11 protein-coding genes are annotated in these 10,546 nt (G+C 69.6%); 1 reads left to right on the forward strand and 10 read right to left on the reverse strand.

Annotated features, from left to right (window positions below):
- Window positions 1-561: 561 nt before the first annotated feature.
- From mnhG to mbhE, 7 genes are read right to left on the reverse strand one after another with little or no spacing between them, the layout of a single operon-like run.
- Complete coding sequence (gene mnhG / locus OJ962_RS33625) at window positions 562-903, reverse strand: monovalent cation/H(+) antiporter subunit G (RefSeq protein WP_202958674.1); 342 nt, start codon at window positions 901-903, stop codon at window positions 562-564.
- Window positions 900-1,169, reverse strand: coding sequence for a monovalent cation/H+ antiporter complex subunit F (locus OJ962_RS33630; protein ID WP_202958675.1), 270 nt, complete (start codon window positions 1,167-1,169; stop codon window positions 900-902). Before OJ962_RS33630 ends, mnhG begins: the two co-directional genes overlap by 4 nt.
- Window positions 1,169-1,663, reverse strand: coding sequence for a Na+/H+ antiporter subunit E (locus OJ962_RS33635; RefSeq protein WP_202958676.1), 495 nt, complete (start codon window positions 1,661-1,663; stop codon window positions 1,169-1,171). The genes OJ962_RS33630 and OJ962_RS33635 overlap by 1 nt, the downstream gene beginning before the upstream one ends.
- Window positions 1,660-3,069 carry a complex I subunit 5 family protein gene (locus tag OJ962_RS33640; RefSeq protein ID WP_202958677.1) on the reverse strand — a complete coding sequence of 470 codons (1,410 nt, stop codon included), beginning with the start codon at window positions 3,067-3,069 and terminating at the stop codon, window positions 1,660-1,662. The genes OJ962_RS33635 and OJ962_RS33640 overlap by 4 nt, the downstream gene beginning before the upstream one ends.
- On the reverse strand, window positions 3,066-3,497 hold the full coding sequence (locus tag OJ962_RS33645) for a sodium:proton antiporter (RefSeq protein ID WP_202958678.1): 432 nt from the start codon (window positions 3,495-3,497) through the stop codon (window positions 3,066-3,068). Before OJ962_RS33645 ends, OJ962_RS33640 begins: the two co-directional genes overlap by 4 nt.
- Window positions 3,494-3,907 carry an MnhB domain-containing protein gene (locus OJ962_RS33650; protein WP_270006923.1) on the reverse strand — a complete coding sequence of 138 codons (414 nt, stop codon included), beginning with the start codon at window positions 3,905-3,907 and terminating at the stop codon, window positions 3,494-3,496. Before OJ962_RS33650 ends, OJ962_RS33645 begins: the two co-directional genes overlap by 4 nt.
- 17 nt (window positions 3,908-3,924) lie before the next feature.
- On the reverse strand, window positions 3,925-6,108 hold the full coding sequence (mbhE, locus tag OJ962_RS33655) for a hydrogen gas-evolving membrane-bound hydrogenase subunit E (RefSeq protein WP_238932729.1): 2,184 nt from the start codon (window positions 6,106-6,108) through the stop codon (window positions 3,925-3,927).
- A 507-nt stretch (window positions 6,109-6,615) separates the two neighbouring features.
- Between mbhE and OJ962_RS33660 the strand changes: the two genes are divergently transcribed.
- Window positions 6,616-6,834 carry a hypothetical protein gene (locus OJ962_RS33660; protein WP_202958682.1) on the forward strand — a complete coding sequence of 73 codons (219 nt, stop codon included), beginning with the start codon at window positions 6,616-6,618 and terminating at the stop codon, window positions 6,832-6,834.
- Window positions 6,835-7,058: 224 nt separating this feature from the next.
- Here OJ962_RS33660 and OJ962_RS33665 read toward each other — a convergent pair whose 3' ends face one another.
- The 3 genes from OJ962_RS33665 to OJ962_RS33675 all read right to left on the reverse strand — a co-directional run bounded on the left by OJ962_RS33665 (window position 7,059) and on the right by OJ962_RS33675 (window position 10,293).
- Window positions 7,059-8,168: an alpha/beta fold hydrolase gene (locus tag OJ962_RS33665; protein WP_322101349.1), complete on the reverse strand. Its 1,110-nt coding sequence runs from the start codon at window positions 8,166-8,168 to the stop codon at window positions 7,059-7,061.
- Window positions 8,169-8,446: 278 nt separating this feature from the next.
- Window positions 8,447-9,109 (reverse strand): hypothetical protein, encoded by a 663-nt coding sequence (locus OJ962_RS33670; protein WP_202958684.1) that lies wholly within the window; start codon window positions 9,107-9,109, stop codon window positions 8,447-8,449.
- 605 nt (window positions 9,110-9,714) lie between these two features.
- On the reverse strand, window positions 9,715-10,293 hold the full coding sequence (locus OJ962_RS33675) for a hypothetical protein (RefSeq protein ID WP_202958685.1): 579 nt from the start codon (window positions 10,291-10,293) through the stop codon (window positions 9,715-9,717).
- Between the last annotated feature and the right edge of the window lie 253 nt (window positions 10,294-10,546).

The following is a 10,546-nucleotide window of genomic DNA, read 5'->3' on the forward strand; positions in this document are numbered from 1 at the left end:
GGATGCCTCGGCCGTCTCGTCCAGCCAGCGCAGCCCGCGGGCGAGCATCGCGAGTTTTCGCCAGGTGGGGCGTTCAGCGGCGCCGGCGCGTGCCTCGGCGACCGCGGCGGTTACCTCGGCTTTCGTCAGCGTCCAGGCCACGCTCGAAACCTAGAAGGCGGCGCCGGCCACACCCACGATCGTGCCTGTGCGTGACGCTGCAGTCGCCGTGATCCCGGCGGTTGGTCGAAGTCGCCAACCATGAAGTGATCTGCGCGAACGTGGTACCAGTTCTCCCTGGTCACATCTCGGCACGAGCGGCTCGCCGGGAATGGCGTTTTTCGACGATCTCGCTAGTTCACCAGCCTCGTTGTCAATCCACACCAGCGCGCCTTTCGATCACTGTCGAAACAGGGGCACCACGCGCACGCCAAATTCGGTCGCTACGAACTGCGCGCGGCGGTCCTGACCGACGAGCGCACAAATGGCCGTTCCCTGCCGACTTGTGCGGCCCGTCTCGACGCGCTCGCACGGCGCTCGCACGGCGACCGCGGTTGGAGTCGGCGTCGTCGTCGGGAGGATCTAAGGGCTCCGAGTCGGTTGAACGTCTCGGTCCTTCGTCTCGTTGACCGCGTTCGGGGTGCGCATGCGCTCGCCGCGACGGTACGCAGCGCGGGCCACGGCGTGGCTTGCGACCGGAGTTGTGACCGCCAGCAGCGCCACGATCAAGAAGGCGCGTGCGATGATCGCGCCCTCCCCGGAGACCGACGCCGCGGCCAGCAGGGCCGCGACGCCGAGGAACCCGGCCTTCGAGGCGCTGTGAAGCTGTGTGTAGGCGTCGGGCAGGCGCACAACGCCATACACGCCGACCGTCAGCAGCAGCAGCCCCAGCAGCGTGAGCACATCGGCGGCGACCGCGGTCACGAGAACGGCTCCCGGTCCTCGTAGTAACGGGACGCGGCGAGGGTGGCGACGAAGCCGAGCAGCGCGAGAGCGAGCGCCGCGTCGAGCGCGTAAGAGCGTTGGTCCTCACCGGCCGCGAGAGCGAGTAGGCCGATCAGTACGAGCGTCAGCAGGTCGAGCGCCAGGATGCGCTGGCCGATCGTCCTGGCGATCGCCAGTTGAACGACGACGACGCCCAAGAGGACCGCCACCCACACGATCGCGATGTAAAAGACCACGTTTGACATCAGGGGAACACCCGGCGTTGGTAGCGGTCGTAGAAGCGCTGCAAGCGGGCGCGCGACGCATCGGGATCGGAAGCGTCGATGAGGTGCAGCAGCAGATCGCCGCGCTCGTGGTCGACCTCGACGAACACGGACCCGGGGGAAAGCGTCGTCGCCAGCGCCGAGACGGCGATCCCGCGCTCGGAGCGCGCACCGATGGGAACCCGGATGATCCCGGGCCGGTCGACCGGCCGCAGGTGCAGCACGCGCAGCGCGACGTCCCAGGTGCCCACCAGGACGTCGAACAGGATGGCTCCGATGAGGACGGGGAACCAGGCAATGCGGCTCGTGATGGTCCCGACATCGGAAGTGCGAGCGGGGCGCAGACGGTTTCCGAGCGCGAGCAGCAGTGCGCCCCCCACGACCGTGCCCATCACCAGGTCCACCGGGTCGGTGCTGGCGAGCGTCAACACGTACAGCAGCCCGAGGCCGGCGGCGGCAGCGACGCCGCGGATCATGGTTCCGCCCGCCCGGGCGTGGTGGCCGTGATCTCCTGCGCGGCCTGTTCGCCGATGGCCAACAGCGGCTCGGGCCATAGGCCCAGCAAGACGACGATCGCCGCCACCGCGAGCGCGACCCCGCGTTGCCCCGGGGAGGCGGCTCCCGTCGGCATTTCCCGCTCGCGCTCGGCGCGCGGGCGCCAGCGGTCGTGCTGGTAGATCTGGAACAGGTAGACGAACGAGAGCGCGCCTCCGACGAACAGCAGCGTGACGGTGGTGATGCTTCCCGCGTCGATGCCCGCGTCGAACAACGCGGCTTTGCCGAAGAAGCCGGCGGTGGGCGGAACGCCGGCGACGCTCAACACCCCGACGAGAAACGCGGTCGCCGCCAGCCGGCCGCGCAGCTCGCTGCCGAGAAACAGCAGCGTCTTGTTGAGCGCGTTGGCGATCGAGAAGATGACCGCGGCGCCGATCCCGACTGGGCCGCCGATACCGAGCGCGATCAGGACGTAGCCTGCGTGCCCGATTGACGAGTACGCGAGCACCTCGCGGGTGTCGCGCCGGGCAATGGCTTGCAGCGCGCCGTAGGCGATGCTCAGCGCGCCGATCGCGATCAGCGCCGCGGAGCTCAGCTCAAGCTCGGCGGGCAGGATCGCCCCGCCGAAGCGCAGCAGGCCGTACGTGCCGATGTTCGCGAGCGCGCCGGCGAACATCGCCGCCACGTGCGGCGCGACGGCGAGGTAGACCGAGGGCAGCCAGAAGTGGAAGGGGAACAACCCGAGCTTGATGCCGAAGGCGACGAAGAAGGTCACCGCGATCAACAAGCCGGTGTTCGGGTCGATCGTCGCTGCTTGCTGAGCGACGGCAGCCATCTCGAGCGTTCCGGTCGCGCGGTACAGCGCTCCGATTCCGATCAGGAACAGGAAGGAGCCGAGCAGGTTGACCACGGCGAACGTGAACGCCGCGCGCACCCGCCGGTCGCCTCCGCCTGCGGCGGTGAGCGCGTACGCGCAAATCATCGCCAGCTCGAAGAAGACGTAGAAGCTGAAGATGTCGCCGGTCAGGAACAGGCCAGTGAGGCCGAGCGCCATGAAGAGGGTCAGCGAGGGGGTGGCTCGGGCGTGGATGCCGGTGATGACGGCCTGCAGCAGCGACGCCAGCAGGACTCCGCAGCTCAACACGGCGAAGACGGCGCCGAGCGCGTCTACCCGCAGGCGGATGCCGACGTCCGGCGCCCAGCCACCTGCGACAAGCTCCTGCGGACCGCGGGCGACCACGGCGGCGAGCAGCACCGCGAGCAACACGAAGACGGCGGCCAAGATCGCGACAGCCAGCGCTCCCGGACCGCGGCGGCGCCCGTCGAGTAGCGCGAGCACGATCGCGCCCGGCCACAGCAACAACAAGGGAGCCGCGATCAAGCTCATCGCACGATCTCCTCGTCGAACTCGTCCTGCTGGTCGTACTCGGATTCCTCGTCCAGCGGGGGCTCATCGGCTTCCAGCGCGGCGGCCTCCGCGGCTTCTTCGCGTGAGAGCTCGTCGAGATCAACGCTCCGGCGCGCCCGATAGACGCCGTAACACAGCGCCAGCAGCACCGACGTCACCGCGAAGCCGATCACCAGGGCGGTGAGCGTCATGGCCTGCACGAGCGGGTCGGCCACGGGCTCGTTGCCCTCGACGGGCGCGATCGGGGCCTGCCCGGAACGCGTCAGCCCGGAGGCCATGAGCGTGAGGTTGGCGGCGTTGGACACGAGCACGAGGCCGGCGATCACGCGGAAGAGGTCCGGTTTGAGCAGCAGGAAGACCCCGCACCCGAAGAGGACGCCGATGACGATCGCGAACAGCGGGTTCACTGCTCGCCCTCTCCTGGTGCGGCGATGGCGTCGATGATCGCTACCGAGGCTCCGAGCACGAGCAGGAAGACGCCGACGTCGAACACGACCGCGGTGATCAGCTCAAGCGAGCCGATGTGCACCGGCGACACGCCCGGAGCCGGAGCATGCTCAAGCGGAGCATCGCCCAACAGGGCCGGAACCGCGAACACCGCAAAGCCGATGCCGAGCCCGACCAGGGCCACCGCGGGGGCCCAGCGCAGCGGCAACGCCGCAGCGACCGCCTCGCGCCCGAACACGACCACCTGCAACAGCACGCCGAGAGCGGCTACAACGCCGGCGGCGAACCCGTCCCCGACGTTCGCGTAGCCCTTCACGAGGATCGCCAGCGCCACAACCAGGATCGGGGCCAGCAGCGCGCGCGCCACCATCCGCGTCAGCGAGCTCGTCATCCGCGCAGCTTCCCGCGCAACAGCAGGGAAACGGCAATCATCGCTACCGCGACCACCGTGATCTCGACGAGCGTGTCAAGGCCACGGAAGTCCGCGAGGATCACCGTGACGATGTCCTTTCCGTGAGCTTCCGGCGCAAGCGCGGACAGTCGGTCGGACATCCCCTCACGCGGCACGGGGCGCGAGAAGGCCGACCACACCACAAGCGAAGTCACGACGCCGGAGGCCGTGGCGATCGCCGCGTCACGGAGCTTGCGCGAGCGCGGCGCCCGCAACCGCGCCTCGCGGCGCAGCACGTCGCGGGGTAAAAGCGCGAAAACGCCGACGAACAACAACGCGAAGATCGTCTCGATCAGCACGGCCACGAGCGCGACGTCGGGAGCGCCCATGAGGGAGTAGGTCGTCGCCAGCGCGAACCCGACGCCCGACAGCGCGAGCGCGATCAGCAGATGCCGGCGGCAGAACGGCACGGCCAGCGCCGCGAGCGCACACACCGCGAGCGCGACCACGAGCGGGACGTCGGCAGCGGGGAGCGCGCCGGTCCGGTAGGCGCCGTCGGTCGGCGTGACCGCAACCCCCAGCGCGACCAGGCCAGCCCCTGGGACGACCACCGCGATCAAGCGCCCGCGCAGGTCGCGCACCTCGATGTCGTGCAGGCGGTTGGAGAGCCGGTTCAGGCCGCGGATGCTCGCGTTGTACGCTCGCTCGGGACCCAAGTCGTGGCCCAGGCGCGAGAACACCGACAGCGGCGCGCCCAGCAGCCGCCCGCTTGCGAACAGGGCGAAGCCGAGCGCGTAGGCCCCGATCGCCATCAGGTTCTCCGCCCGAGCATCCAGGTGGTAGGCCGCCTCGAGCTCGACCGCGCCACGCTGGGTCACAACGGCGGCGTCGCGGGCGAGATCGGCAAACGGCCCGACCACGAGGCCGCCGACGACGACAAGCGCGCCGAGCAGCGCTACGGGCCAGATCAGCCGGCGCTCGACCGGGCGCAGCTCGCCCTTGGGGGCGCCGAGGAAGATGCCCGTCCAAAACCGCGCCATGTAGGCGAAGGTCAGCGCCGCCCCGAGGACCGCCAGCGCCCCCAACACGTTGCCGCGGTCGAGCGCGGCCTTAAAGAACAGCTCGTCCTTGAAGAAGCCGATCGTCAACGGCAACGCCGCGATCCCGGCCGCAGCGGCGCCGCTGCCCGCTGCGAGCAGCGGCATGCGGCGCGCCAGGCCGCCCACCTCCCCGAGGGCCTTCGCGCCCGTCGCCTCGGTGACCGCTCCAGCCGTCATGAACAGCGCGCTCTTGGCGAGAGCGTGCCCGAGCACGTAGAAGCAGGCGCCGGCAGCGCCCGCGGCCCCGCCAATGCCCAGCATGGTCACGACGTAGCCGTACTGGGAGATCGTGGAGTAGGCCAAGATGCGCTTGAGTCCCCTTGATCCGAGCGCCAACAGGCCGCCGACCGCCATCGACGTCAGCCCGATCACGATCAGTCCGTCGAGCAGGCGAGCGTCCAACTGGATCAGCGGATGGATCCGGCTCAGGAGGAAGACGCCGGCGGCGACCATGGCCGCCGAGTGCAGGTACGCCGACACCGGCGTCGGCGCGGCCATCGCTCGTGGCAGCCAGAAGTGGAAGGGCACCTGGGCGCTCTTGGCCAGCGCCGCGATCGCGATCAGCGCTACCGCGACCGTCACCGTCGTCGACTCCTGAGCGACGGCGAACAGCTCCGGCAGCTGCACCGTCCCGTACTCCGCGCGCAGCATCAAGATGCCGACCAGCATCAACACGGCCGAGACCGCCGTCACGAGCAGCGCCATGAGCGCCGAGAGCCGGGCGTCGCGGTTGTGACGGTCATAGCCGACCAGCAGCCACGACGCCACCGCCGTCAGATCCCAGAACACGAAGAGCGCGATCAAGTCCTGGGCCATCACCAGGCCGAGCATCGACACGAGGAACAGCACCATGGCTCCGTGCAGTCGCGCCTCCTCGCGACGCGAGCGCTCCTGGTGAGCCAGATGACGGGGCACGTACGCCGACGCGTACAGGAAGACCAGCGTCCCGATCCCGGCCGCGAGCACGCCGTAAAGCGCGGCAAGACCGTCGAGCTCAAAGGCCAGGCGCAGGTCCCAGGTCGGCGCCCAGGCGACGCCGAAGCCGCCGCCACCCGCCGACCAGCCGATCGCGATCGCCAACAGCCCAGCAGCCGCAACCGCGACGGCCGCAGCGCCTGAGGCGCTGACTGCGCGGGCTGTCCGAGCGCTCCTCGCTCCCATATCGTGCGCCGTTACCGCTGGACAGTATGCGCGGGGCGATCGATCACTCAGGCCAACCTACCCCTCGCCTGTCGTCCTACGCATGGGTGCCGACGCGTCGCGGCGTCGCCTGAGCGATGGTTCGTGCGGCCTCGTGGCCCGCAGCGTCCTCGCGAAGCTCGCGGCCTCAGCAACGGCTCGATCGGCGACAGCGTCGGCGACCTCCTGGCGACAGCGACTTCGTCCGCGACGCGTGTCCGGCGGCGCCGGCAGCCTGGTCGACGGGTTCTACGCGCCCGCCGGCGGGCCGTTGGCGCTGCTGACTGCCGGGTTCGCGATCTCTTCCCACACTGCGTCCGCGCGGCGAAGGACGCGACCCATGCAGAGGCCCTGCTGGCCACCGGCCTCCATCGCTCCTTCGGGCTCGCAGGTCACGTGCAAATGACCGTGAGCGACACCCTTCTGGCGCTCGCCATGGCAGGACTCGGATTGTTCCTCGGATACGGCGCCACCACCGACGACTGGGACTCCGCCGCCCGCTATGGGCCGCCGGTGCTGGGGTACGTCGCACCCGTGCGCGTCCTCACCGCGACGGCGCGGCTCGTCTACGGGCTGGCTCCGCGACGGATGCTCCTAGCGGGGTTGCCCTCGCGCACGCGGTCGTGATGCTGATGTTCGGCGAGACGCTGCAATTGCCGCAATGGCTCCGCGACGTGTCGCCGTTCGAGCACCTCGCGCTCGCCCCGGCCGAACGACTTCAGAGCCGTGCCCCGTGCTGGTCGTCGCAGCGGTCGCCTCGCGCTCTCCGCCACAGGACAGGCGGTCTTCCGTCGCCGCGACATCGGCTGATCCGCTGCTCGGGGCCCCGCCTCCCTCGGAGCGACGCCCTCTCACGCCGCGAGGTCGGCGAGCCATTGGCCGACTGCCTGCGCGCAGAGATCGGGCGCCTCGATAGGAAGCAGGTGACCAACCCGGTGGATGGGTCTGGGTGTCCAGCCTGGCCTTCGGGCGTGCTGCATGAGCGACGCCGCGTCGACCAGCGGATCGTCCGTTCCCCACAGCACAAGGACTGGCACCCGCAGGGAATCGAGCGCCTCGTTTGTGGGCCGCTGTTCGATGAACATGGCTTTGATGGCCGACGCGAACGCCGTTGCCGTGCCCGCCAGCCGCTCCGGGTGCTCGCGGGCCGCCTCGAGACCATCGAGCCACAGGTCGACCTGCGCGCGCGAGACACGGCCCGGGTCTCCGCCGACCAGACCGGGCCGGCCACCTGGGGCGGCAGTCGCATCTGCGATCGCGGCTCCCTTGGCGTCCAGGATGCGCTGACCCGCGAGTCGCAGCGCGATGCGCGTCACGGGCGGGCCGGCTGCGACGAGCAGGCGTCCCAGCGTCTGCCACCCGAGCGCCTCGGCTAGTGATGTCCGGCGCCACGGCAGCGCCGGCGCCACCAGGACGACTCCCCGAGTCTGCTCAGGCATCCTGCCAGCGGCCAGGGCCGCCACCAAGCCACCCATCGACCAGCCGTGCAGCACCACCCGGCTCTCGAGAGGGAGCTGCTCGACGAAGGCCGAGACGAAGCGAGCGTCGAGGTCCGCGCGTCGCCCGCGCCGATACGGAGCACCGGTGTGGCCCGCGATCGACCCCGGGAGGTCGACGGAAATCACCGGCCCGAACCGTCTCAGGTAGGGAACGAGGTCGATCCACATGCTCGCGCTGCCCGTCATCGGGGGGACGAGCAGGTGAACCGGTGCCTTGGGAACTGCGGCCGAAGCAGGCTCCGCGCGGACATAGTGCACAGGCACGCGGCACACGCTCGTCGACACGCTGCACAACCCCGCCCACTGCTGCGACCGGGCGCCCCAGTCGTCGTATCGCACGGTAATCCCTTCCGCTTTCCCCCATGGTAGTCGCACCACCGCGCGGCGGCACTCCGCTGGATGGTGGGCAATGACGTTGCCTTCGGTGCCTACCGCCGCCCCGTCAGCGCGCTCGTGCGGCACGACGACGTCCCCGCCTCAGCGACGCTCAGGTTCAAGCAGCAGAGGTTCCACGCTGCGGATGGTGGCATCCGTCGACCTTTGCTGCGACAACGGCGAAGGAGTCCCTTTGGACTGACACGATCCCGGACGGCTTACCAAGTCGCTCGCACGCGATCGATCGCGCTCATTCGACGGGCGCAGCACTTCAGGTGGCCGCTACCAGCTGTAGCGACCGGCGGCAACGCGACGCGCTGTCTCGTTTGACGCGCCGCGGTGCCGCTTTGCTTGGCCCCCTGCGCCTACGCGAAGATCCGGCGCGCTTGGTCGACCGCTGCGGCGGCTGTGGCGACGGCGGAACCAATCCACAGAGGACTCGCGGAGGTGTTGGGCGAGGATGAGCGGGTGAACGCCCGGCGCTTCGCGGGGCGGCTGTGGTCAGTCTGGGCGAGCACCGCGTTGACGGCGACCAGCGCGACGCCCGTGACGATGTTCACGTTGCCCAGCACTTCGAGCGAGCGCTGGATCTTGGCCGCCTTGGGCGGCGTGTCGGCCGCGGGCTTGGTGCCCGTCTCGATCGGAACGGCGCCTTCGGGAGCCTGCTTGGCCAAACGGGCGCCCTGCACGCCGTTTGCAAGGCCGGTCAGCACCGCGGCGGCCATCAGCCCGTCCTTGGCGGTCGAAAGCGCCTTCTCGCGACCGGACAGGTTCGCCGGATTGGCTTCCGTAAGCCGTGCGGCGCCCCAGCCCAGCGCCGCCGCTCCCAACCCGGCGGCGTTGACGGCGTTGTAGCCGTTCCACGCGGCGTTGGACACGCTGCCACGCTCAGCGTGGTTCGTGATCCTCGCGAGCGATGGGTTCAGCGCGATCTTGCCGAACATGGCGCCGCCCAGCCACGCGGCCAAACCGACGTCGTGCGCCGCTCGTGTCGCATTGGCCAAGGTGTCACTGACGATCATCGGCATGGGACCTCCTCCTGGTGGCTCAAAGTCGGTGTGCCCCTGAGGTCTGCCCATCCGACCTGCCTGTCCTTGCCATGCGAGCGCCACCGGTCAGATATCCGGCTACGCATCAAACGCGGTGCGTAGAGCGACTGCGGCCTAGAAAGTGCTCCGACCCCTGTCGGGGTTCCGCCCGGCCCTGACTACGCGGCGTGATTCTCAGACGCTTGGGCTGTTCACCAGCTTCGCGCGGACGAATACGCGCGAAGGGCTCGCGAGCTACTCGACGTCGGCGCGTGCCGAAGTGTCTCACCGCCGTGAGGGCGCACCGTCGCGTGTTCGCAGGCGACGTGCGCCCTCGCTGGCGGTGTCTGGGGCGTGACGGCCGCCGTCGACGAGTGGATCGCGCCGATACTCGTGAAAGCGCGGACCCTCACCGCTGTCCCCGCACACAACGCACGTTCAGCGCAACGCGGGAACACGACTCATCGCTCCCGCACCCGTCGCGGCGCGCCAGGCCTTGAGCAGACATCGGGGCCCGGTCCGCTTGGACTTTGAGCACCGACATCGAAGGCCCCGCCGAAGCGGGGCCTTCAAACCTTCGCGGAACGCCGCTGATCGTCGCGGCGTTACAACGACTGAGCAACCTTCGAGACGCACTTTCCGAAGGCGTTGCGATGGTTGGCGTTGGTCCCGTACTTCTTCGCGAACGCCTCGCGGGAGGCGGAGGACGTACCGCGCTCCTGCGCGCACCGCTTGGCCGCGCTCTTGCGGGCTTCCGACCTCTCGTGATCCTGCTCGTCCGCCTTGGCCTCGGCCTGCTTGGCGGCCGCCGAGACGCACTTTCCGAATGCGTTGTTCTTATTGTTGGTGGTGCCGTACTTCTGATCGAACGCAGCGTGGCTGTCGGCGGTCGTCCCGCGCTCTGTCCGGCACGTCTGCGCCGCGCTGTCCTTGGCGTCCTCGCGCTCCTTGGCCTCCTCGCGTGCCTTGGCCGAGACGCACTTGCCGAACGCGTTGGCCCGGTTGGCGTTGGTGCCGTACTTGGCCGAGAACGCCTCGTGGGTCGCTGCCGTGGCGCCGCGCTCCGCCCGGCATTCCGCTGATGCGCTTTGCCGATCGGTGGCGGTCGGCGTGCCGGTCGCTTGGGCGGCAGCCGGCAGTGCGAGAGCGCCGAAGACGGCGGCGAGGATTACGGACTTGTGCATGAGTGCCTCCTGCGGTCATGCGAGATGGACTTCTGATCTGTTCAACGCGCCGCGTCTGAGATGGTTGGGTCCTATCTCGAGTCGGCACGGGCGAGCATCTGTGCCCCGGGCCGGGTCCGCGTCGGTTCGTGCGCGCCCAGCGCACAGTAAGACGCCGGTTGGCGATCATGCCTTCGCTATGAAGCTGCACTGTCGGCGCCGGGTGAAAACTGGTCCACCTGCGCCGGTTGAAAGGTGGGCCACCCGGCGGGTG

The organism is Solirubrobacter deserti, from assembly GCF_027587175.1.
Classification (GTDB): Bacteria; Actinomycetota; Thermoleophilia; order Solirubrobacterales; family Solirubrobacteraceae; genus Solirubrobacter; species Solirubrobacter deserti.

Excerpts from the sequence above, each read along its gene's own strand:
- OJ962_RS33635 (WP_202958676.1), bottom strand. The coding sequence starts at position 1,663 with ATGATCCGCGGCGTCGCTGCCGCCGCCGGCCTCGGGCTGCTGTACGTG.
- OJ962_RS33630 (WP_202958675.1), bottom strand. The coding sequence starts at position 1,169 with ATGTCAAACGTGGTCTTTTACATCGCGATCGTGTGGGTGGCGGTCCTC.
- OJ962_RS33675 (WP_202958685.1), bottom strand. The coding sequence starts at position 10,293 with ATGCACAAGTCCGTAATCCTCGCCGCCGTCTTCGGCGCTCTCGCACTG.
- OJ962_RS33670 (WP_202958684.1), bottom strand. The coding sequence starts at position 9,109 with ATGCCGATGATCGTCAGTGACACCTTGGCCAATGCGACACGAGCGGCG.
- OJ962_RS33640 (WP_202958677.1), bottom strand. The coding sequence starts at position 3,069 with ATGAGCTTGATCGCGGCTCCCTTGTTGTTGCTGTGGCCGGGCGCGATC.
- OJ962_RS33650 (WP_270006923.1), bottom strand. The coding sequence starts at position 3,907 with ATGGTGGCGCGCGCGCTGCTGGCCCCGATCCTGGTTGTGGCGCTGGCG.